Raw genomic sequence first — 22186 nt, forward strand, 5'->3', positions numbered from 1 at the left:
CGCGCCCCGGTCGGCTCAGCCGAAGAAGACCCCGACCTCGGCGTAGAGCGCCGGGTCCACCGTCTTCAGCTTCGCCGTCGCCTCGGCGATCGGCACCCGGACGATGTCCGTCCCCTTCAGGGCGACCATCTTCCCGAAGTCCCCGTCGTGCACGGCCTCGATGGCGTGCAGTCCGAACCGGGTCGCCAGCCACCGGTCGAAGGCGCTCGGCGTACCGCCGCGCTGGATGTGCCCGAGCACCGTCGTCCGGGCCTCCTTCCCCGTCCGCGCCTCGATCTCCTTGGCCAGCCACTCGCCCACGCCGGACAGCCGGACGTGTCCGAACGAGTCCGTGGTGGCGTCCTTCAGCACCATCTCCCCGTCCTTCGGCATCGCCCCCTCGGCGACCACCACGATCGGCGCGTAACTCGCCTTGAAGCGGGAGGTCACCCAGGCGCACACCTGGTCCAGGTCGAAACGCTGCTCCGGGATGAGGATGACGTTGGCGCCGCCGGCCAGCCCCGAGTGCAGGGCGATCCAGCCGGCGTGCCGGCCCATCACCTCGACGACCAGTACCCGCATGTGCGATTCGGCGGTGGTGTGGAGCCGGTCGATGGCCTCGGTGGCGATGCCCACGGCCGTGTCGAAGCCGAAGGTGTAGTCCGTCGCCGACAGGTCGTTGTCGATGGTCTTCGGCACGCCGACGCAGGGGATGCCGAACTCCTCGTACAGCCGGGCCGCGACGCCCAGCGTGTCCTCGCCGCCGATCGCGACCAGTGCTTCGACCTCGTACTTGGCGAGGTTCTCCTTGATCTGTCGGACCCCGTTCTCCTGCTTGAACGGATTGGTGCGCGAGGAGCCGAGGATGGTGCCGCCGCGCGGCAGGGTGCCGCGTACGGCGGGGATGGAGAGCGGGACGGTGTCGCCCTCGACCACGCCGCGCCAGCCGTCCTTGAAGCCGGTGAAGTCGTACGCGTACTCCTGCACGCCCTTGCGGACGACGGCGCGGATGACCGCGTTGAGCCCGGGGCAGTCGCCGCCGCCGGTCAGCACTCCGACCTTCATGTCACTCTCCCTTTGCCACAGGGCCCACTGGGCCCGCATGACGGCCACGCTAGTGGTGACTCAGGTCACATCAAGGGTCTGGGAAGGGTCAATTCCGGTGGAATTACGGGACGTTGCGTACGCCTGTTCACTCGTACGGGGACGTAAGTACGACGTACGACACCGCTTGCGGGTCTACGCGTCGTCGAGCCCGGCCTCTATCGCGTACCGCACGAGCTCCACCCGGTTGTGCAACTGGAGTTTGCCCAGGGTGTTCTGTACGTGGTTCTGCACGGTGCGGTGCGAGATGACCAGCCGTTCCGCGATCTGCTTGTACGACAGCCCCTTGGCGACCAGCCGCAGCACCTCGGTCTCCCGGTCGGTCAGCTGCGGGGCCTTCGGCTCGTCGGCGGTGGCCGGCGCGGGGTCCGTGGCCAGCCGCCGGTACTCGCCGAGCACCAGGCCGGCCAGGCCCGGGGTGAAGACCGGGTCGCCGGCCGCGGTGCGGCGGACGGCGTCGATCAGCTCCTGGGCCCCCGCCGACTTCAGCAGGTAGCCCGTCGCACCGGACTTGACCGCTTCCAGGACGTCGGCGTGCTCGCCGCTGGCCGACAGGACCAGGACGCGCAGTGCGGGGTTGGCCCCGACGAGCTCCTTGCAGACCTGGACGCCGGGCATCCCGGGCAGGTTGAGGTCGAGGACGAGCACGTGGGGGGCGGCGGCGCGGGCCCGGCGGACCGCCTCGGGGCCGTCGCCGGCGGTCGCGACCACGTCGAAACCCGCGGCGGCCAGGTCGCGGGCGACCGCGTCCCGCCACATCGGATGGTCGTCGACGACCATGACCTTGATCTCGTTCGGCTCGGTCACTGGGTCCTCCCCCTCGGTACTTTCAGTTCCACTTCGGTGCCCTGCCCGGGGACGGACACCAGCTCGGCGGTGCCGCCGAGGTCCCGCAGCCGCCCGCGGATGGACAGGGCCACGCCCATCCGGCCCTCGCCCTCCGCCTGGTCGAGCCGGCCCGCGGGGATGCCCGGCCCGTCGTCCCGTACGGTCACGATCACCTCGCCGCCCCAGTCCTCGACCAGGATCCAGGCCCGGGCCCCGTCCCCGGCGTGCTTGCGCACGTTGTCGAGGGCGGCGCCGACCGCCGCGGCCAGCTCGCGCGCCGCGGGTCCCGGCAGCGGCACCGGGGTGCCCGGCTCGGCGAAGCTCACCCGGGATCCGGCGTGCGGGGCCAGCAGCGTCCGCAGATCGACCTCGCCCTCGTCGGCGCCCGGCTCCTCCACCTCGTACGAGTCCACCAGCGCGCCGAGCGCCTCGTCACGGGAGACCCGCGAGGTGTGCACCAGCCCGCTGGAGACCAGGGTGCGCAGCGCCACCTCCTGCTCCCCCGCCATCCGGCCGAGCTCGGCGGCCTCGCCGCCCAGCTCGCTGCCGCGCCGCTGGACCATGGCGAGGACCTGGAGGACCCCGTCGTGGATGTCGCGGGCCAGCCGCTCGCGTTCGCGGGTGGCGGCCTCGATCTCCAGGGCGCGCGCCAGGGTGGCCTCACTGGCCCGGGCGACCTCGACGACGTACCCGATGGCGATGGAGGCGACCCAGACCAGCAGCACGTTGTGCAGGGTGTCGCGGGTGGGGTTGCCGCCGTGGACGACGATGTTGGCGGCGGCGACGAAGGTGGAGGCGAAGCCGGCCCAGCGCCAGCCGCCCTTGAGGGCGAAGGCGAGGACCGAGCCCGCGGTCCAGATGGACGGCAGGGTCGGGCCGCCGGCCGCGATCCGCTCCTGCGTGTCGGCGAGCGGGGTCAGCAGGATCCCGACGAGCGCGACGGCGAGGTCGGCGCCGAGGAACCGCTTCGTGCAGCCGGCGGCGTTCGCCGCCTTGCGGCGGGTGGCGAGGGTCCAGACGGCGAGGACGGCGAGGTAGCCGGCGGCGATCGCGGGGCGGTCGAAGCGCCGGTACGCCGACACGAACAGCAGCACCGCGTAGACCATGGTGAGCAGCCGGTAGGCGGTCAGGGCACGCCACAGCGGCTGCTCGACCGACATGCGTACGACGCGCTCGCGTTTCGCCATCTCCCCCACCCCGTACCGGCGGCCCCGCCCGGTTCTCCTGCCGCGCGTCTACTCGGTGCTCTTGTCGCCGCTCTTCTCGGAGCTCTTCTCGGCGGCCCGGGCCGCCTTCTCCGCCTTCTCGGCGTCGGCGATCTGGCGCTTGGCTGCGGTCGCGTAGATGTCGACGTACTCCTGGCCCGAAAGCTTCATGATCTCGTACATGACCTCGTCGGTCACCGAGCGCAAGATGAAGCGGTCGCTGTCCATGCCCTGGTAGCGGCTGAAGTCCAGCGGCTTGCCGATGCGGATGCCGGGGCGCATCAGCTTGGGAACCACCTTGCCGGGCGGCTGGATCTTCTCCGTGTCGATCATCGCGACGGGGATCACGGGGGCGCCGGTGGCCAGGGCCACCCGGGCCAGCCCGCCGGGCTTGCCCCGGTAGAGGCGGCCGTCGGGTGAACGGGTCCCCTCGGGGTAGATACCGAACAGCTCCCCGCGCTCGATGACTTCGATGCCGCTCTTGATGGCGGCCTCACCCGCACCCCGGGCCCCGGAGCGGTCCACCGGGAGCTGGCCCACGCCCTTGAAGAAGGCGGCCGTCAGCTTGCCCTTGATGCCGGGGGAGGTGAAGTACTCCGCCTTCGCGATGAAGGTGACCTTCCGGTCCAGCACGGCCGGCAGGAAGAAGGAGTCGGAGAAGGACAGGTGATTGCTCGCGAGGATCGCCGGCCCCTCGGCGGGAATGTTCTCCAGGCCCTCCACCCACGGCCTGAAGGCGAGCTTCAGGGACCCGCCGATGGAGAACTTCATTGCGCCGTAGATCAACTCGAAAGCCTTCCTGTGTCTGTCGAACAGACCTTAACCCCTGGCTCACGCCGGAGCGGTCGACGACCCTGGTCGGTGTCATCCCGGTCGCGTACGGTGAAGTCACACAGCGCTACGCACTCCCCAGCCCGCCCTCTTGAAGGAGATCCTGGTGCCCGTCCTCCCTGGAGCCGAGCCGTTCCGCCACGAGGGCGGAGAGGTCGGCGTGCTTCTCTGCCACGGCTTCACCGGCTCCCCGCAGTCGCTGCGCCCCTGGGCCGATTATCTCGCCGCGCAGGGGCTGTCGGTCTCGCTTCCGCTGCTGCCCGGGCACGGCACGCGCTGGCAGGACATGCAGCTCACGGGCTGGCAGGACTGGTACGCCGAGGTGGACCGGGCGCTGCGGGAGCTCCAGGAGCGGTGCACGCAGGTGTTCGTGTTCGGGCTCTCGATGGGCGGGGCGCTGAGCCTGCGGCTGGCGGCCAAGCACGGGGACGCGATCAGCGGCCTCGTCCTCGTCAACCCGGCCAACAAGGTGCACGACCCGCTGGCCGTCGCCCTTCCGGTCGCCCGGCACTTCATCCGGTCGACGCCGGGCATCGCGAGCGACATCGCGAAGCCGGGGTCCGAGGAGGTCGGGTACGACCGGGTGCCGACGCACGCCGCGCACTCGCTGCGGAAGTTCCTCCAGCTGGTGGACGGCGAACTGCCGCAGGTGACGCAGCCGGTCCTGCTGCTGCACAGCCCGCAGGACCATGTCGTGCCGCCGGTGGACTCGGCGCGAATCCTCGCGCGGATCTCCTCGACGGACGTTACCGAGACGCTGCTGGAACAGAGCTACCACGTCGCGACGTTGGACCATGACGCGGAGCGGATCTTCGCGGACAGTTACGCGTTCGTCGGGCGGCTCGCGGAGAGCGTCGGCAGTGGCAGGGAGGGGGCGGCCAGCGGTGGCTGAGCACGAGGAGTCCTCGGGGGGTGTCCCCCCGCTGGACGAGGAGGCGGCTTGGGCGGCGATCGTCGCCGGATACGGGCAGGAGCCGCCGGACCCGCCGGGGGCCCGGCCCTTCAGACCCATCGAGAACCTGGCGCTGCCGGAGAAGGACGTCGAGCCCGACCCGGAGCGCAGACCCGGTCCGGCATCCGGGCCGGAGCCGGGGCCGAAGCCCGAGCCGAAGCCGAGGCCGGAGCCGGAGCCGGGTCCGAAGCCCGGGTCCGGGCCGGAGCCCGAGCCGGAGCCTCCGGCTGCGTCCCTGGGCAGCTCGGTGGTGTTCGCCCCGGGCGTGGGCACGGGCGGACCCGGCACCGGGCCGCGGGACCACACTCCGGCGGAGCCGGACGACGAGGGCCACTTCGTTCCCCCGGAGCCGGAGCTTCCGCAGGCGGACACGACGGCCAAGTTCGCGTGGCTGGCCGTGGTGGGCGGGCCGGTGCTGCTGTTGGTGGCGGTGCTGCTCCAGTGGGACATGACCTGGTGGCTCACGACCCTGTGCGTCGGCGGGTTCCTCGGCGGATTCGCGACGCTGGTGGCCAGGATGTCGCAGGGCGACGACGATGACGACGACCCGGGCCGCGGAGCCGTGGTCTGACCTTTCCGGTCCGGCCGGCCCGGTCGCACCCGCCCTCCGGTGGGGCCGTGGCCCCGGGGCCCGTGCCCTCAGGGCCCGTGCGTCAAGGCCCGTGCCGTCAGGGGGCCGGGAGGCGGAGGGTGGCCAGGACCGGGAGGTGGTCCGTGGCCGCCTTGAGGTCCGCCGGGGTGACGCCCGCCAGCCCCTCGGGGACACCGCAGGTCAGGACCTCCACCCCGGGCGTCGCGAAGACCGCGTCGATCCGCCGCGGCGGACCGGAGCGGACGAAGGTGTGCTCGCCGCCCCAGGGGGACACCGTCCAGCAGTCCTGGAGGACGCCGGAGAGGCGGCGGAACGCCGGGCCCGACGGGGGCTCGTTGATGTCGCCCGCCGCGATCGCGTACGGGGTGTCCGCCGAGGCGAGGCGCGACAGCAGCAGCTCGGCCTGGGTCCGGCGCTCCTGCGCGTCCAGGGACAGGTGCGCGCTCAGGACCGCCACCCGCACCGCGCCGAACCGGACCACCGCCGTGGCGAAACCCCGCCGGTGCAGGCCCGGCGTCCGCGGGAGCAGGACGTCCTCCGTGCGCTCCACGAAGGCCCGCAGCGAGCACAGCAGCAGCGGTCCGGCGGCGGTCGCACCGCCCGACAGCACCACCAGGTCCGTCTTCGCGGCCAGCCGCGCCGCGTGCTTGCGCCAGCGGAAGAACCGCGGAGCCTCCTGCAGGAACACCAGGTCCGGGGCGCAGGCGCGGATCACCCGGGCCAGCGCCTCCTCGTCGTCCCGCAGCGAGCGGATGTTGTAGCTGAGCACCCGGATCACGGCGGAGCCGTCCGGCTCGGTCATGGAGTTCGCCAGCGGGGGCAGGCACGACGTCAGGTCCATACGCCGCAACATAGCCAGACTGCCCGCCGCGGCCCAGAGGGCGCGGCGGGCAGTCGTCATCGGCCGTGTCGCCCGCTCAGCCCTGGCGGGCCAGGTCCGCCGCGCCCACCAGCCCGGCCTTGCCGCCGAGCTGCGCGGCCAGCACCTGGGCGTGCGGCCGCCAGGCACCGCCGACCAGCCAGCGCTTGAAGGACTTGCGGATCGGGTCGAGGACGAGGTCGCCCTCGTCGGAGACCCCGCCGCCGACGATGAACGCCGACGGGTCGAACAGCGAGGCCAGGTCGGCCAGGCCCGCGCCGGCCCAGCGGGCCAGCTCGCGGAAGGCGTCGATGGCCACCAGGTCGCCGGCCCGCGCGGCCTGGCTGATGTGCTTGCCCTCGATGCCCTCGGGGGTGCCGTCGCCGAGCGAGAGCAGGACCGTCGCGTTCTCGGGGGTGGCGTTGGCGCGCTGCTTCGCGTACCGGACGAGCGCGCGGCCGGAGGCGTACTGCTCCCAGCAGCCCTGGCTGCCGCAGCCGCACAGCAGGCCGTCCGGGACCACGCGGATGTGGCCGAACTCGGCGGCCACGCCGAAGCGGCCGCGGCGCAGCTTGTTGCCGATGATGATGCCGCCGCCCAGGCCGGTGCCGAGCGTGATGCAGATGACGTCCTCGTGGCCCTGGCCCGCGCCGAAGCGGTACTCGCCCCACGCCGCGCAGTTCGCGTCGTTCTCGACCACGACCGGCAGGCCGATGCGCTGCTCGACCTTGTCCTTCAGGGGCTCGTGGCGCCAGTTGATGTTCGGCGCGAACAGGACGGTCGCCCGCTTGTCGTCGACGTAGCCGGCGGCGCCGATGCCGACGGCCTCGATGCTGTGGTTGCTGCTGACTGCGGAGACGGCGGTGCAGATCGCCTCCGTCACTCCGTCCGCGGTCGGCGGGGTGGGCACCTTGTACGTCTCAAGGATGGTGCCCTCTTCGTCGACCACGCCGGCCGCGATCTTCGTGCCGCCGATGTCGACGCCGATGGTGAGTCCCATTAGTCCCTCGGTTTCCGGTCAAACCCCGCCACGGCCAACGGTACCCGAGGGTGGACGAGTCTCAGTCGAGATCGATCCGCTGCGACGGGCCCGTACCGCCCTCGTCACGGGGGTCGGAGCTGTCGCCGGACGGCTGGTCGGCGGACCGGCCGGGGCCGGGGGCGGGCTCGTCGCGGGTCCAGCGGCGTTCGTGGCCCTCGACGGCCGAGCGGTAGGCGGCGAGCAGCTCCGAGCCCGCCGCGGCGAGGTGGTCGAAGACCTCGGGGTTGCGCTCGACGACGGGCTTGGCGGCGGCCTTGGCCTGGTGGACGAACTGCCGGACGGCGCCCTGGGCCGCGGCGCCGAACAGCGGGCCGTTCAGGCCGGAGACCTTGTCGGCGACGGCTTCGAACAGCTTGAAGAGCTCCTCGGCGGCACTGCCGGGGGCGTTTGCGGCGCCACCCTCGTAGGTGCGGCGGCGCTCCCGCTCCGCCGCGAGGTCCTCGGCGCAGGCCTTGGCCCAGGCGTCGTCGTCGGTGGGACGGTCGGTGGCCTCGCTCATGGCGGACTCTCCTGGGGCAGCTGCGGGGCGTGCGGTGCGTACGGTGCTACTACCTTCGACGGTACCCGAACGGGGGTACGCGGTTCACGGCCTGCGCGGCCAGAGCCCGGGGTCGGGGGTGAAGCGGATGCGGAGCTCGCCGTCGGCCAGGGCGGCGCCGGAGACGGTGCAGCGGCGCAGCGCCGAGGGCAACGAAACGATCCTTCGGTGCGGGCCCGCCGCGAGCAGCAGCTCGTCGCCGCGGCGCACCAAGTCGAGTTCGCCCTTGTCGGCGCCGGGCAGCGGGACCACCCAGACGAGTACCCCGTCGTCGGCGATCCGGTCCTCGACGACCCAGGCCGTACGGGGTGCGGGGGCGTCCGGGAGCAGCCCCGCGGTGGCCGCGAGCCGCTCCAGGTCCTCCGGGCCCCGCGGGTCGCGGCCCAGGTGGGCCACCGGGACCAGGGGCGTGCCGGGAGCCTGCGCGGCCCACTGGGCGGCGTACTTCTCCTGCTGGGCGGCGAGTCCGGCCAGCCACGGGTCGGGGGAGCCCTGCGGCACCATCCGGTTCACGACCACCGCGGACACGGGCAGGGCGTGGAGGGCGAGGCCGAGCGTGCCGGTGCGCAGGGCCGCTGCGGATCCCGGCCCCGGCTCGGCGACCAGGCGGACGGAGGTGGTGTCGGCCTCGATGACGGCCTGGACGGCGGCCAGCTCCTCGTCCCAGCGCGCGGCGGCCTCGTACAGCCACTGCGCGGGCATCGGCACCCCGGCCAGCTGGGCCAGTACGGGCCGCAGGGCGCGGGCCGCCTGCCGCTCGGCCGGGAGCAGCCGGGCGAGGTAGCGGCGCAGCTGGGCGGGGAGGGCGAGGGCGGCCGCGCTCTGGTGCAGCGGGGGCATGTCGACGACGACGAGGTCGATGCCCGGTGCAGCGGCGGCCCGGCGCAGGGCGCGCAGCAGGGCGAACTGCTCGGCGCCGGGCAGTTCGGTGAGCTCCTCGGCGCCAAGCGGCCGGGCACCGACCAGGCCGAGCAGCGCGGAACCGCGGTCCTGGAGGGCGACGAGCTCGGAGCGGAACTCCTCGCCGGAGTCGATCCGGGCCACCAGCATCCCGCCCGCGGGCTGCGCCCGCAGGCCCGGTGCGGCTTCGACGGGCTCCCCCGCGGGCTCCCCGACCAGGGCGGCCAGGGGGTCGCCGGGGTCACCGGAGAGCAGCAGCACCCGCTGCCCCGCCCGCACGGCGGCGACGGCCGTGGCCGCGGCCACGGTGGTCCGCCCGGCCCCGCCGGGGCCGGTGATCAGCAGTGTGTGCATGGTGCAGGTGCTCCTCGTTCGCACCGGCGGAGCCGGCTTCGCCCGGACCGGGGACCGCGCCCCGGCCGCGCCTCGATCGCCGGGGCGGTCAGGCCGACTCGGTCGATTCGACGCGCTTCTTCAGACCTGCGAGGGCGCGGTCGATGATGACCTTCTCGGCCTTGCGCTTGATCATGCCGAGCATCGGGATCTTGACGTCCACGGTCAACTGGTAGGTGACCTGGGTGCGCTTGCCGCCGTCCAGCGGGGCCAGCAGGTAAGAGCCGTCGAGCTGGCGGAGCATCTGCGACTTGTCCAGGGTCCAGCTGACCTCGTCCGTGCCCTTCCACGTGTACGCGAGGGTGTGGTCGTCGCGGATCGCGCCCGCGTCGAGCAGCAGCCGGACCTTCTCCGCGCGGCCCTCGGCGTCGGCGGCGAGCACCTCGGCCTCCTTCACCTCGCCGGTCCACTCGGGGTAGCGGGCGAAGTCGGCGATCACGGCCATGACGTCGGCCGGCGCCGCATCGATCGTGATGCTTGAGCTGGTGTGTTCCGCCATCGCGGGTCGCTCCTCCGGGGCTGGGGGCACCTCCCAGCGGCAGCTGGGGGACATTCGAGGACGTGTGCGGCCGGCGGCCGCCGCGTGCAGGCTACCGTGCGTGCGGGTGTCACCACTCCAGGGCCCACGGCCTTCCGGTGGCGGCGAAGTGGCCGACGTTCACGCACTCGGTGCCGCCGATCCGCATCCGGCGGGCCAGCGGCTGGTGGACGTGCCCGAACAGGGCGTATTTCGGGCGGGTCCGCCGGATCGCCGCGAGCAGGGCCTCGCTCCCCCGCTCGAACCGGCGGGCGACGGTGTCGTAGCAGAGCTCCGGCACCTCCGGCGGGATGTGCGAGCACAGCACGTCGACCTCGCCGAGCGCCTCCACCTTGGCGGCGTACTCCTCCTCGTCCACCTCGTAGGGGGTGCGCATCGGGGAGGGCAGCCCGCCGCCGACGAAGCCGAAGACGCGGCCGCCGATCTCGACCCGCTGCCCGTCGAGGACGGTGGTGCCGGGGGCGGCATACTCCTGCCACAGGCCCGGGACGTCGACGTTGCCGTACGTGGCGTACGTGGGGTGGGGGAACGCGGCGAACATCTCGGCGTACTGGCGGCGCACCGCGCCCTCGATCAGCTGTTCGCGCTCCAGCCCGGCCCACAGCCGCCGGCCGAGGTCGCGGGCCTCCTCGAACCGGCGTGCAGTGCGCAGTTCGACGATCCGGTCGGCGTTCTCCACGCCGAAGAGCTCGGGGAAGATGCCGCGCGAATGGTCGGCGTAGTCCAGGAAGAGCACGAGGTCACCGAGGCAGATCAGCGCGTCGGCGCCGTCTCCGGCCCGGGCGAGCGCCTCGGCGTTGCCGTGGACGTCGCTGACGACATGGACCCTCGTGCTGCGTTTCCTGCCACTCATGCCGCCACCCTAGGGGGGCTCGGGCATTGCGGGTAGGGGCACCGGGACGGGTGGCCGGACCTGCGGTTACTTCCGGGTCCGAACCGGGGTCGACTACTGTCGGCAGGGCAGTGCCGCGTCATGTGACGCATGGAACATCTGGCCGGTTCCCTCTATCGGGAACCCACTACCGGTGGGTAACGTCCGGTCGGTCCACACGGTGGCGATGGCGCCCAGAGGAGCAGCAGTCTTGCGCGAGTTCAGCCTTCCGGCCCTGTACGAGGTCCCGTCGGACGGGAACCTGACGGATCTCATCCGCCGCAACGCCGCGCAGCACCCAGACACCGCCGTCATGGCGCGCAAGGCCGGCAGCGGCTGGCAGGACGTGACGGCGACCGAGTTCCTGGCCGAGGTGCGGGCCACCGCCAAGGGCCTGATCGCGGCGGGCGTCGAGCCCGGTGACCGGGTCGCCCTGATCTCCCGCACCCGCTACGAGTGGGTGCTCTTCGACTTCGCGATCTGGAGCGCGGGCGCCGTCACGGTCCCCGTGTACGAGACCAGTTCGCCCGAGCAGATCCAGTGGATCCTCGGCGACTCCGGCGCCGTCGCCGTCGTCGCCGAGAGCCCCGGGCACAGCGCGGCCGTGGCCTCGCTGCGCGACCGGCTGCCGGAGCTGCGCGAGGTCTGGGAGATCGAGCAGGGCGCGGTCCAGGCGCTGCACGCGGCGGGCGCGGACGTCTCCGACGAGGAGGTCGACAAGCGCAGCTCGCTGGCGAACGCCGACGACCCGGCCACCATCGTCTACACCTCGGGCACCACCGGCCGCCCCAAGGGCTGTGTGCTGACCCACCGCAACTTCTTCGCCGAGTGCGGCAACGTGGTGGAGCGGCTGAGCCCGCTCTTCCGCACCGGCGAGTGCTCCGTGCTGCTGTTCCTGCCGGCCGCGCACGTCTTCGGGCGCCTGGTGGAGGTGGCGTCCGTGCTGGCGCCGATCCGCCTGGGCTGCGTACCGGACATCAAGAACCTGACCGACGAGCTGGCGTCCTTCAAGCCGACGCTGATCCTCGGGGTGCCGCGCGTCTTCGAGAAGGTCTACAACTCGGCGCGCGCCAAGGCCCAGGCCGACGGCAAGGGCAAGATCTTCGACGCGGCCGCCGAGACGGCGATCGCGTACAGCCGGGCGCTGGACACCCCGCGGGGCCCGTCCTTCGGCCTGAAGCTGAAGCACAAGCTGTTCTCCAAGCTGGTCTACAGCAAGCTGCACACCGTCCTCGGCGGGCGCGGCGAGTACGCGATCTCGGGCGGCGCCCCGCTCGGCGAGCGCCTCGGCCACTTCTTCCGCGGCATCGGCTTCACGGTGCTGGAGGGCTACGGCCTGACGGAGTCGTGCGCGGCCACGGCCTTCAACCCGTGGGACCGGCCGAAGATCGGTACGGTCGGGCAGCCGCTGCCGGGCTCGGTGGTGCGGATCGCCGACGACGGCGAGGTGATGCTGCACGGCGAGCACGTCTTCAACGGGTACTGGAAGAACGAGAGCGCGACCGCCGAGGCGCTGACCGACGGCTGGTTCCACACCGGCGACGTCGGCACCCTCGACGAGGACGGCTACCTGACGATCACCGGCCGCAAGAAGGAGCTCATCGTCACGGCGGGCGGCAAGAACGTCGCGCCCGCGGTGATCGAGGACCGGATCCGGGCGCACGCGCTGGTCGCGGAGTGCATGGTGGTCGGCGACGCGCGGCCGTTCGTGGCGGCGCTGGTCACCATCGACGAGGAGTTCCTCGGCCGGTGGGCCGCCGAGCACGGCAAGCCGGCCGGGGTCACGGCGGCGGAGCTGCGCGAGGACGCGGACCTCATCGCCGCCGTCCAGAAGGCCGTGGACGACGGCAACGCGGCGGTTTCCAAGGCGGAATCGGTGCGGAAATTCCGCATCCTGCCCTCCCAGTTCACGGAGGAGTCGGGTCACATCACGCCGTCGCTGAAGCTGAAGCGCAATGTGGTGGCGAAGGACTTCGCGGACGAGATCGAGGCCCTGTACCGGGGCTGAGCCCCCGGGGCACGCCTCGGCGCGGGTCCGCGGTGCAGGTCTCGGCGCGGGGTCCTCAGCGCGGGGTCCTCAGCGCGGGTCTTCGGCGAGGATCCGCTCCATGTTCCGCTCGGCGAGGGCCGTGATGGTCACGAACGGGTTCACGCCGAGCGAGCCGGGGATCAGGGAGCCGTCGACCACGTACAGCCCCCGGTGGCCCTTGGCGCGGCCGTGGTCGTCGGTGGCCTCGCCGAGGACGCAGCCGCCCAGCGGGTGGTAGGTGAACGTGTCGGCGAAGGGGTTGTTCCCGCCGAAGAGGTCGTAGCGGTACATCGTGAAGTTCGCCCGGTTGACGCGGTCGAAGAGGCACTTGGCGGCCCGGACCGACGGGGAGTTCTGGTCCCGCCGCCAGTTGAGCCGGGCCGAGTCGGTGGCCGCGTCGTACGTGAAGTGGCCGCGCTCGGGGTTCTTGGTGATGGCCAGGTACATCGAGATCCAGTGCTCGAAGCCCATCGGCAGCGGGGCGATCTCCGCGAAGACCGGGTTCGCGGCGTTGTCCCAGTCGTCGATGCCGAGGGCGGGCATGGTGGCCTGGTTGGCTCCGACCGTGTCCCACAGGTGGTTGGCGCGGGCGGTCATGACGTTGCCGTTGGGGCCCCAGCCGAGCCCGACCTTCTCGCTGAGTCCGGGCAGGGTCCCCTTCTCGCGGGCGCGCAGCAGGATCTCGGTGGTGCCGAGGCTGCCGGCGCCGAGGAAGAGCTGCCGGCAGCCCAGTTCGCGCACCTGGGTCACCCGGCCGGTCAGGTCGCTGCTCTGGACGGTCAGCACGTACCCGCCCGCCGGGTCCGGGCGGACGCCGACCACGCGCTGCATGGTCTCGATGGTGACGTGGCCTGTGCCGATCGCGGCGGCGAGATAGGTCTTGTCCAAGCTCTTCTTGCCGTGGTTGTTGCCGTAGATGACCTCCCCGGCGAGGGCGGACCGGGTGGCGGTGCCGGCGGCTTCGCGCTTCATGTGGCCGAAGTCGTAGACGTTGGGCACGAAGGTGGTCTTCAGGCCGGTGTTCTGGGCGTGTTTGCGGGAGATCCGGGCGAAGCGGTACCACTCGGTGGACTCGAACCAGGCCGGGTCGATCTCGTTGACGCCGAGCATGGCGCGGGCGCGCGGGTAGTAGGTGCCGTACATCGCGTCGGCGTCGACGCGGGGCAGCACCTCGCAGAAGTACGAGCGGCGCGGGGTCGGGGCCATGCCGCCGTTGACGAGGGAGCCGCCGCCGACGCCCCGGCCGACGTACACGGACATGTCTCCGTGGTTCACGCGGTCGAGGACGCCGGGGTAGGGGCTGATGTCCCGGTTGACCACGTCGAGCCAGAGGAACTGGGCGAGCGGGGCCTCGGTGCGGGTGCGGAACCACATGGAGCGCTGGTCGGGGGCAGAGGTGGAGGGGAAGACCTTGCCGTCCGGGCCGGGGGTGTCCCACAGGCGCCCCATTTCGAGGACGACGGTGCGTACGCCGGCCTGCCCGAGGCGGAGGGCGGCCACGGCGGATCCGTAGCCGGAGCCGACGACGATGGCGGGGGCGTACTGCGCGGGGGCCGGCTCGACGGCCGCGGCCGAGGCCGCCCCGATACGGGTGAAGCCGAGGGCGGCGGCCGTCTGGAGGGCGCCGACGCCCAGGAAGTGACGGCGCGTCAGGTGAGGTGTCATGGCCGCATCATGGGCGGAATCCGGCCGTCCGCCGAGAGGCGGTGTTGACAGACATCCGAGTACCAGTCAGGCATGGCGGACGATCACGGCCCGCCCCGCGTCCGGGACTCAGAGCAGCTCGCGCAGGCGGTCGGCCAGGAGGTCCCAGCGCCACTTCTCCTCGACCCAGGCGCGGCCCCGCTCGCCCATGCGGCGGCGCAGCTCCGGATCCCGCAGGAGGGCGGTGATCCGGTCGGCCGCCTCCTCGGGGGCGCCACCGCGGACCACCCAGCCCGTCTCCCCGTCCAGGACCGCGTCCGGGGCGCCGCCCGAGTCCCCGGCGACCACCGGCAGCCCCGTGGCGGAGGCTTCGAGGTAGACGATGCCGAGGCCCTCCACGTCCAGCCCGCCCCGCCGGGTGCGGCACGGCATCGCGAAGACGTCGCCCGCGCCGTAGTGGGCGGGCAGCTCGGCCCAGGGCACCGCCCCGGTGAAGACCACCGAGTCCGCGACCCCCGTCCTGGCCGCCAGCGCGCGCAGATCCGCCTCGTAGGGGCCGCCGCCGACGATCAGCAGCGCCGCGTCCGGCACGGCCGCCAGGATCCGCGGCATCGCCTCGATCAGGGTGTCCTGTCCCTTGCGCGGGACCAGGCGGGACACGCACACCACCACCGGCCGGTCCGAGAGTCCGAGCCGGGCCCGGACCTCCTCGCCGCCCGAGCCCGGGTGGAAGGTCTTCTCGTCCACGCCCGGCGGCAGTTGCACCATCCGCGCGGCCGCCGGCCCGGTCAGCGCCGAGGCGATCCGCGAGCGCGTGTACTCGCCCAGGTAGGTCAGCGTGTCCGTGCCCTCGCCGATCCGCCGCAGCAGCTGCCGCGCGGCCGGCAGCTGCGACCAGCCCGCCTCGTGGCCGTGGGTGGTGGCCACGATCCGGCGCGCCCCGGCCCGGCGCAGCGCCGGGCCCATCAGCCCGAGCGGGGCCGCCGCCCCGAACCACACCGACTCGCAGCCGTGTTCGCGCAGCAGGCCCACGGCCCGCCGGGTCACCCGCGGGGTCGGCAGCAGCATCGTCGTACGGTCGCGCACCACCTGGAACGGCTGCTCGGCGTCGAAGGCCGCGGTGGCCTCGCGGCCCTCCGCGCCGTGCTTCCAGGTGGAGGCGTAGACGACGATCCGGTCGGGGTCCAGACGCAGCGCCATGTTGTGCAGGAAGGCCTGGATGCCGCCCGGTCTCGGCGGGAAGTCGTTGGTCACGATCAGGGTCTTGTGCATCGCCTGCCGACAGTACCCGAAGGCCCGGAGCGGTCGGCGGCGAGAGTGCACTCAGCGGAGGGAGGTGCGCAAGGCCTCCTGCCAGGCCTTGGTCAGCCCGGCCCGGTCCACCCCCAGCGCCGCGTCGAGCGCCGCGGGCAGCGGTTCGCGCCCGGCGCGCCCGTACAGCTCCACCAGGGCCGCCTCGCCCCACCGCCCGGCGATCAGCCGGCAGGCCAGCCACGCCCCCTCGTACGCCCGCGCCAGGGCCTCCGGGTCGCCGCCGAAGGCAAAGGCCTCGTCCGCGGGCAGGTCCCCGGGCAGCTCGCCCCGCCGTACGGCCCGGCCCAGGGCCGGTGCCGCCTGCGCCGGGGTCTCGTCCGAGGTGCGGTACGCCACCCAGTCCGCGAAGCCCTCCGACAGCCACAGCGGGGTCCTGGCCGAGGTCGCGGCCCGGGTGGCGACATGGGTGACCTCGTGGGTCAGGACGATGCTCCGGCCCGCCGCGCTGAGCTGCGCGTACCCCTCGGGGTTGATCACGACGCGGTCGGCGGGGCCCGGCGCGGCGTCCACCCTGCCGGTGGTGACGGCGCCCATGCCCCGGTACTCGGCGGCGGGCCGGCCCAGCAGCGCCGCCATCCCGTCGACGGAGCCGGGGACCAGCACCACCACCCGCCGGGCCCACGCCCCCGGCCAGGCGGCGGTCACGGCGGGCACCGCCCGGTCCGCCTCCGCGGCGATCGCCGACAGTGCAGCCTGGCTCTGGCCGGCGCCCAGCACCAGGGCGTACGAGCCCCGGACCACCGTCACCGGGCCCTGGTCCCACAGCTGCGGCGGGGCGCCCGGCGCAGCCCGGTCCCCGGTGACCCGCCACCGCCCGCCGGTCTCGCGCAGCTGCACCTCGCGGCCCGATCCGGCGGGGGCCGCGTCGTATCCGGCGAGCCGGTAGTGCAGCTGCGCCCGGGCGGTGGCCGCCGCGCCGCTGCGCCGGACCGCGGTGACCTCGTACGCCCAGCCCTCCAGCGGGATCGGGGCCAGCCGCGGGGGCGGCGTCCGCGACCAGGCGGCGACGGCCTGCCGGATGTGCTGCTCGGCCCGGTCCGCGGAGGGCGCCCCGCAGCCCGCGAGCAGCCCGCACAGCAGGAGCGGCAGGAGCGGCAGGATGCGGACGAGGGCGCGGCGGACCGGGAGCACCAGCCGATCGTACGCAGGACCGGCCGGGCCGCCTCAGGGCCGGGTCACCGAGGACACCGGCATCATCCCGACCGGGTCGTAGCGCACCCGCGCCCCGGGGTAGGGGGCGTGCACCACCTGGCCGTTGCCCACGTACATGCCGACGTGGCTGGCGTCCGAGCGGTACGTGACGAGGTCGCCGGGCCGCGCCTCCGAGAGCGGCACCTGCCGGCCCGCGTACCGCTGGGCCTGGGAGGTGCGGGGCAGGGAGACGCCGGCCTGCCGGTACGACCACACCATCAGGCCGGAGCAGTCGAAGCCGGAGGGGCCGGTGGATCCCCACACGTACGGACGGCCGACGGCGGCCCGGGCGGCCCTCACCGCCGCCGCGGCGCGGCCCGAGGAGGGCCCGAGCGAGGACGGGTCGGGCAGCCCCTCGGGGCGGCCGCCGGAGCGGGAGGCCCGCTCGAAGTCGGCGCGCTCGGCGGAGGGCAGGGAGTTCAGGAGCTGCCGGGCGGCGGCCAGCTTCGCGGTGACGGCGCGCTTCTGGCGGGCCACGTCGGCGCGGACGGCGTCGAGTTCGGCGAGTTTGAGGGAGGCCTCGTGGCGCTGCTGAGCCAGTCGGCGCTGCTCCTTGCGCAGTTCGTCGAGCTGCCGGGCCTGGCGGCCGGTGAGCCGGTCGAGGGTGGAGGCCTTGTCGAGGTACTCGTCGGGGTCCTCGGAGAGCATCAGCTCGACGGCGGGGTCGATGCCGCCGGAGCGGTACTGGGCGCCGGCGAAGGTGCCGAGGACCCCGCGCATGGTGTTGATGCGGTCCTGGCCGCGGGCCAGTTCGTCCTGGGCGTGGTCGATCTCGGTGCGCAGCTTGTCGGCCTTCTCGCCCGCCTTGTTGTAGCGCTCGGTGGCCTGCTCGGCCTCCTCGAAGAGGCGGTCGACCTGGGCACGGGTGCCGCCCGCGGGTTCCTGCGGCAGGGCCGGGGCCGCGCTCGCGGGTACTCCCGCCAGGGCGGCCGCGGCGGTGGCCGCGGCAGCGGTGAGGACGGTGACCTTGGTGTTCCGGTCGAGGCTGGTGAAACCGGGCCGGCGATGGGACGCCACGTCAAACCGCTCCCTTCCGCTGCGCGGGCCCCGGGTCCGCCCCCCGTGGACGGCCGTGTGCCGGGTTTCCGCGCTGGCAGACAGTAGCCGCAGGGCCGCACACCGGCCAACGACCCCGGCAGGGCACACATGCTGACGCCCCGCCGGAGACGCAGGTCACCGGCGGGGCGCGGGGTCACATCGGGGCCGTGCAATTCGCCCGGATGGGCGGTGTACGGCGCGTCCCCCGTCAGGGGGCGGGCGGGCGGTGCGGGCCCGCGGGGGCGTCAGATGCGGACGCCGAACTGGAACGGCATGTTGTTGATGGACTCGTACTTGACGCCGCCGCGCGGGTTCGAGGCGTGCAGCACCATTCCGTTGCCCGCGTACAGGCCGACGTGGTGCAGGTCGCTGTAGAAGAGCACCAGGTCACCGGGCTGGAGCTGGCTCTTGCCGATGCGCGTGCCGTCGTTGGCCTGGGTGTAGGTGGTACGGGAGATGCCGACGCCGGCCTGCTTGTAGGCCCACTGGGTCAGTCCCGAGCAGTCGAAGGCGCTCGGGCCGGTCGCGCCGGACACGTACGCGCTGCCCAGCTTGGTCTTGGCGGCTTCGAGGGCGGCGCCCGCCCGGCCGGAGACCTTCACGTTGCCGAGGTCGGCGCGGTCGCTGTCGCTGCGGCTGGCGCGGCTCTCGTCGTCCTTGAGCTGCGCGCGCTCCTGCGCCGTCAGGGTGTTGAGGAGGGCCTGGGCCTCGGCGAGCTTGTCCTGCGAGGCCTTCTTCTTCTCGCCGAGCTCCTTGCGGGTGGCGTCGAGGTCGGCGAGCTTGCCGGCGGCCTCCTGGCGCTGCTGCGCGAGGCTGCGCTGCTTGGCCTGGATCTTCTGGACCGCTTCGACCTGCTTGCCGCTCAACTGCTCCAGGGTGGAGGCCTTGTCGAGGTAGGTCTCGGGGTCACCGGAGAGGAAGAGGGCGACGGACTGGTCCATGCCGCCGGTGCGGTACTGGGCGCTCGCCATCGAACCGAGCGTGCTGCGCAGCTGGTTGAGCTCGTCCTGGCCCCGGGCGACCTGGTCCTGGAGCTGCCCGATCTCCTTCTCCAGCTTCTCCTGGCGCTCCTTGGCCCCGTTGAACTTCTCCGTGGCCTGCTCCGCCTCTTCGTAGAGGGCGTCGACCTTGGCCTTGACCTCGTCCTTGCTCGGCTGCGCAGGAGCGGCGGAGGCGCCGTGGGCGGAGAGGGCGACGGCCGCGGCGGCCGTGGCGGTGAGCACGGTCACACGAGTGCGGGTCGGCTGCTTGGGTCGACGGTGGGACGCCACGAAGGCGAGCTCCTTCTTCCTAGAGCCGCCGAAGAACGCAACTCGGCGACACCTTCGCCGTCACCCCGAATGAGTGACCTACCGCACGAAGGTTTGAGCAGACCCTAGTGACCCTTCTGTGATCAGTTCAAATCCTGTCGAGAAAAAATTCGGTCGCCGACCAGGTTCTTTACCTACAGCCCACGCTCTGTGCAGGGCACTTGACGGTACGTTCCACAGCTGCCCTGCCAAATCGGGCATTACGTCGAGGAGTTACGAAACGCGCGAAAGCCGCTTCAGCAACAAGGCGGACGTAACGGGCCGGGCTCCGGCCTTGGCCACTCCGTCGGCCACCTCGCGGTCCGTGGAGACCACGACCACCGGCCGGCCGGGCGGTTCCGCCCGTACCAGCTGGCGGATCAGCTCGTCCGCGGTCACCCCGGCCTTGGAGAACAGCACCCGTACTCCGCGCGGCGGCGCGAGCAGCACCGGCGCCGCGAGCTCCGCGCCGTCGAAGACGCAGGTCATCTCCGCCCCGGTCTGCGCGGCCAGCATCGACAGCCCGCCCAGCAGCCGCAGCCGCTGCTTCTCCAGCGGCATCGTCGGATAGCCGGTCTTGGTCACGTTGTAACCGTCGACCACCAGGTGCACCTGGGGCAGCGCCAACAACTGGTCCAACAACGCCGGATCGGTCTCCGACAGCGCCCGCGCCGCGATGTCCTTAGGGGTCATCCGGCCCGGCTCCACCGCGTCCACGGTGTCCGCGGGCCGCGTCGAGACCGGCGGCAGGGCCAGCTCGCGGCGCAGCCCCTGGGCCGCGTCCAGCACGGTGTCCAGCAGCAGGCGCAGCCGCATGTCCTCGACGCTGCGGCCCTCGCGGGTGGCCCGGCGCGAGGTCTCCAGCGCCGCTTCCACCTCCGCGAGACGGGACTTGAGCCGCCGGGTCTCGCTCTCGGCGGCGGCCACCTGGGCGGACGCCTCGCCGCGGATCCCGTCGATCTCGGCGGTCACCTTGCGCAAGGCCGCCTCGCCGCGCTTCACATCGCTCAAGGCGCTGCGCAGTTTGCGCTGAAGCGATTCCGCTTCCTTGCGCGCCGCCTCCAGCTCGACCCGTACCTGGTCGCCGCCGGACCGCTGCAGCTCCCGGACCTGGGCCAGCTCCTCGCGCAGCCGTTCCAGTTCGCGCCGGGTCTCCTCGCCGATCCGCTCGGCGTCCGCGCGCTGCGCCTCCTCGCCGGCAGCGGCCACCAGCTTGACCCAGCCGACCGGGCGCAGGACGTACGCGGCCGCCGCCACGTCCAGCGGGTCCGCGGCCGCGGGCGGCGCTCCGGACTCCAGAGCAGCGGCCAGTTCGGCATGCGCCTCGCGCACCTTCTCGGCGACGCGCCCTCGGAAGACGGCGTCGCCCTCCACGGCCGCGGCCATGGCGTTGCCCGCGAACTTGGCACGCCGGGACGGGGTGAACCGCGCGTACTGGCGCAGCTGCGCCGGGAGGTCCGCGACCGTCAGTCCGCCGAAGGCGTCCGAGACGAGCGCGACGACCCGGCGCCGCACGCCCTCCGGCAGCGGGCGGTCGAGCACCTCGGCGGCGTCGCCGGCCGCGTCGGCCGGCTCAGCGCCGCTTGCTGGCTCCACAATCCGTCACCCCTACCGTGATGATCCACCTGTGGGCCCCGCTCCGTCAGGAGTCGGCGCCCGGCCTGTCCACGAGCTCGATCTGGTCCACCGCGTTGCACCAGCGGCAGCGGACCGACTCGATGGTCTCACTGACCACCTCGCGCTCCTCGACCTTGGGCTCCCCGGCAAGATCCAGGTGGACGTACTCCACGACCTTCGACGAACGAGTGACATCGAAGCGCGTGAGGTTGCCGCACAGGGTGCAGCGCCACCGCGTGGTGCCGGTCGGCAGGGGAACCGTCATCAGGCCGCTCTCTCCTCTGTATCTTGCGTATCTTTCAATTAAAGCCGGTCCGATCCTGGTCCGATCGGAGCCGCCCGTCTGCATCAATCAGCGAGCCGCAGCACGTAACCCTACGGCCTGCCGGTGCCCCGGGTGGGCCCGGTTGGGCCATGCTCGATCGCATGATCGTAAGGTGGCAGGCCCTGCGCGGGGCCGCGAGGGGCCCGGTGGTCACCCACGTACTGATCGCCGGCTGCTGCGTGGTGTTCCTGCTCGGCCCGGCCTCGGGCCTCAATCCGTCCTACGGAGCCGGTGAGCAGCTGCTGGAGACGGGGACGGACTACTTCCGGCGCTGGGGCGTGGTCCCGGACGAGCTCTTCACCGGGCAGGGCCGGGCCCTGCTGACCCCGCTCACCGCCCTGTTCGTGCACGGCAGCTGGCTGCACCTGCTCGGCAACATGCTCTTCCTGCACGTCTTCGGCGCGATGGCCGAGGAGCGGATGGGCCGCCCGGAGTTCCTCTGCTTCTACGTATGTACGGGCTACCTCGCCCTGGCGGCGTACGCGGCGGCCAACGGCTCCTCCGACCAGACGCTGGTCGGCGCGTCGGGGGCGATCTCGGCGGTGCTCGGCGCCTTCCTCTGCCTGTTCCCGCGGGCGCGGGTGACGAGCCTGTTCCCGTTCCTGTTCTTCCTGCCGCTGCGCTTCCCCGCGTGGATCGTGCTGCTGTTCTGGTTCGCCCTCCAGTGGGTGGCGGCGCACCGCGCGGGCAGCGGTCCGGGGGTGGCGTACCTGGCCCACCTGGTCGGCTTCTCGGTGGGCTTCGTCTACGCGTGGGTGCGCTACCGGCGTACGACTAGAGTGAGGCGACCAGCGACGGCCACCGAGGGAGACAGCCAACCGTGATCACCGCGATCGTGCTCATCAAGACCAGCGTGGACCGCATCCCCGAGATCGCCGAGTCCATCGCCGCGCTGGACAACGTCAGCGAGGTCTACTCCGTCACGGGGACCTACGACCTGATCGCGCTGGTCCGCGTGGCCCGCCACGAGAACCTGGCGGACATCATCCCGGGCCGCATCAGCAAGATCCCGGGCGTGGAGGCGACGGACACGCACGTGGCGTTCCGCACCTACTCGCAGCACGACCTGGAAGCAGCCTTCGCGATCGGCCTGGACGCGTAGAGGCG

The 22186-nt window shown here is 72.9% G+C and carries 22 protein-coding genes; 5 read left to right on the forward strand and 17 right to left on the reverse strand.

Features of this window, described 5'->3' with window-relative positions; genetic code table 11:
- Positions 1-15: 15 nt before the first annotated feature.
- The 4 genes from AB0B01_RS22230 to AB0B01_RS22245 all read right to left on the reverse strand — a co-directional run bounded on the left by AB0B01_RS22230 (position 16) and on the right by AB0B01_RS22245 (position 3887).
- Positions 16-1044: a 6-phosphofructokinase gene (locus AB0B01_RS22230; protein WP_361721699.1), complete on the reverse strand. Its 1029-nt coding sequence runs from the start codon at positions 1042-1044 to the stop codon at positions 16-18.
- Positions 1045-1218: 174 nt separating this feature from the next.
- Positions 1219-1863: a response regulator transcription factor gene (locus AB0B01_RS22235; protein ID WP_361721787.1), complete on the reverse strand. Its 645-nt coding sequence runs from the start codon at positions 1861-1863 to the stop codon at positions 1219-1221.
- A 23-nt stretch (positions 1864-1886) separates the two neighbouring features.
- The gene (locus AB0B01_RS22240; protein WP_361721702.1) at positions 1887-3098 is read right to left on the reverse strand and encodes a DUF5931 domain-containing protein; all 1212 of its coding nucleotides are present in this window, start codon (positions 3096-3098) and stop codon (positions 1887-1889) included.
- 48 nt (positions 3099-3146) lie between these two features.
- On the reverse strand, positions 3147-3887 hold the full coding sequence (locus AB0B01_RS22245; protein ID WP_361721790.1) for a lysophospholipid acyltransferase family protein: 741 nt from the start codon (positions 3885-3887) through the stop codon (positions 3147-3149).
- Between the two features lie 166 nt (positions 3888-4053).
- On the opposite strand from AB0B01_RS22245, the gene AB0B01_RS22250 reads away from it, so the two are divergent.
- Complete coding sequence (locus AB0B01_RS22250; RefSeq protein WP_361721705.1) at positions 4054-4839, forward strand: alpha/beta fold hydrolase; 786 nt, start codon at positions 4054-4056, stop codon at positions 4837-4839.
- Positions 4832-5470, forward strand: a complete 639-nt coding sequence (locus AB0B01_RS22255; protein WP_361721708.1) for a hypothetical protein — start codon at positions 4832-4834, stop codon at positions 5468-5470. Before AB0B01_RS22250 ends, AB0B01_RS22255 begins: the two co-directional genes overlap by 8 nt.
- Positions 5471-5567: 97 nt before the next feature.
- Here the strand turns inward: AB0B01_RS22255 and AB0B01_RS22260 are convergent, their stop codons facing one another.
- The 6 genes from AB0B01_RS22260 to AB0B01_RS22285 all read right to left on the reverse strand — a co-directional run bounded on the left by AB0B01_RS22260 (position 5568) and on the right by AB0B01_RS22285 (position 10614).
- Positions 5568-6332 (reverse strand): endonuclease/exonuclease/phosphatase family protein, encoded by a 765-nt coding sequence (locus AB0B01_RS22260; RefSeq protein WP_361721711.1) that lies wholly within the window; start codon positions 6330-6332, stop codon positions 5568-5570.
- Between the two features lie 76 nt (positions 6333-6408).
- Entirely contained in the window at positions 6409-7350 is a 942-nt protein-coding gene (locus tag AB0B01_RS22265) for an ROK family glucokinase (RefSeq protein WP_361721714.1), read from the reverse strand.
- 61 nt (positions 7351-7411) lie between these two features.
- Positions 7412-7891, reverse strand: coding sequence for a DUF5304 domain-containing protein (locus AB0B01_RS22270; protein ID WP_361721717.1), 480 nt, complete (start codon positions 7889-7891; stop codon positions 7412-7414).
- Between the two features lie 84 nt (positions 7892-7975).
- Positions 7976-9184 (reverse strand): ArsA-related P-loop ATPase, encoded by a 1209-nt coding sequence (locus AB0B01_RS22275; RefSeq protein WP_361721720.1) that lies wholly within the window; start codon positions 9182-9184, stop codon positions 7976-7978.
- A gap of 88 nt (positions 9185-9272) precedes the next feature.
- The gene (locus AB0B01_RS22280) at positions 9273-9722 is read right to left on the reverse strand and encodes an SRPBCC family protein (protein WP_361721723.1); all 450 of its coding nucleotides are present in this window, start codon (positions 9720-9722) and stop codon (positions 9273-9275) included.
- A 109-nt stretch (positions 9723-9831) separates the two neighbouring features.
- Entirely contained in the window at positions 9832-10614 is a 783-nt protein-coding gene (locus AB0B01_RS22285) for a metallophosphoesterase (protein WP_361721725.1), read from the reverse strand.
- A 229-nt stretch (positions 10615-10843) separates the two neighbouring features.
- Between AB0B01_RS22285 and AB0B01_RS22290 the strand changes: the two genes are divergently transcribed.
- Entirely contained in the window at positions 10844-12640 is a 1797-nt protein-coding gene (locus AB0B01_RS22290; protein WP_361721728.1) for an AMP-dependent synthetase/ligase, read from the forward strand.
- A gap of 69 nt (positions 12641-12709) precedes the next feature.
- On the opposite strand, the gene AB0B01_RS22295 is transcribed toward AB0B01_RS22290, so the two are convergent.
- The 7 genes from AB0B01_RS22295 to AB0B01_RS22325 all read right to left on the reverse strand — a co-directional run bounded on the left by AB0B01_RS22295 (position 12710) and on the right by AB0B01_RS22325 (position 21019).
- On the reverse strand, positions 12710-14326 hold the full coding sequence (locus tag AB0B01_RS22295; protein WP_361721731.1) for a GMC oxidoreductase: 1617 nt from the start codon (positions 14324-14326) through the stop codon (positions 12710-12712).
- A 108-nt stretch (positions 14327-14434) separates the two neighbouring features.
- A complete protein-coding gene (locus tag AB0B01_RS22300; protein WP_361721734.1) occupies positions 14435-15577 on the reverse strand; it encodes a glycosyltransferase family 4 protein in 1143 nt (380 codons plus the stop codon).
- Positions 15578-15628: 51 nt separating this feature from the next.
- Positions 15629-16750: a hypothetical protein gene (locus AB0B01_RS22305; RefSeq protein ID WP_361721737.1), complete on the reverse strand. Its 1122-nt coding sequence runs from the start codon at positions 16748-16750 to the stop codon at positions 15629-15631.
- Positions 16751-16783: 33 nt separating this feature from the next.
- Positions 16784-17827 (reverse strand): NlpC/P60 family protein, encoded by a 1044-nt coding sequence (locus AB0B01_RS22310; protein ID WP_361721740.1) that lies wholly within the window; start codon positions 17825-17827, stop codon positions 16784-16786.
- A gap of 266 nt (positions 17828-18093) precedes the next feature.
- Entirely contained in the window at positions 18094-19119 is a 1026-nt protein-coding gene (locus AB0B01_RS22315) for an NlpC/P60 family protein (RefSeq protein ID WP_361721742.1), read from the reverse strand.
- A 252-nt stretch (positions 19120-19371) separates the two neighbouring features.
- A complete protein-coding gene (locus AB0B01_RS22320) occupies positions 19372-20736 on the reverse strand; it encodes an NYN domain-containing protein (protein WP_361721793.1) in 1365 nt (454 codons plus the stop codon).
- Between the two features lie 43 nt (positions 20737-20779).
- Positions 20780-21019: a hypothetical protein gene (locus AB0B01_RS22325; RefSeq protein ID WP_361721745.1), complete on the reverse strand. Its 240-nt coding sequence runs from the start codon at positions 21017-21019 to the stop codon at positions 20780-20782.
- Between the two features lie 161 nt (positions 21020-21180).
- Here AB0B01_RS22325 and AB0B01_RS22330 point away from each other — a divergent pair, with 161 nt between their 5' ends.
- A complete protein-coding gene (locus AB0B01_RS22330; protein WP_361721748.1) occupies positions 21181-21903 on the forward strand; it encodes a rhomboid family intramembrane serine protease in 723 nt (240 codons plus the stop codon).
- Positions 21900-22181 carry an Lrp/AsnC ligand binding domain-containing protein gene (locus tag AB0B01_RS22335; RefSeq protein ID WP_030291798.1) on the forward strand — a complete coding sequence of 94 codons (282 nt, stop codon included), beginning with the start codon at positions 21900-21902 and terminating at the stop codon, positions 22179-22181. Before AB0B01_RS22330 ends, AB0B01_RS22335 begins: the two co-directional genes overlap by 4 nt.
- Positions 22182-22186: the final 5 nt, after the last annotated feature.

The sequence above is a fragment of the Streptomyces sp. NPDC044571 genome (genome assembly GCF_040647115.1).
GTDB lineage: Bacteria > Actinomycetota > Actinomycetes > Streptomycetales > Streptomycetaceae > Streptomyces.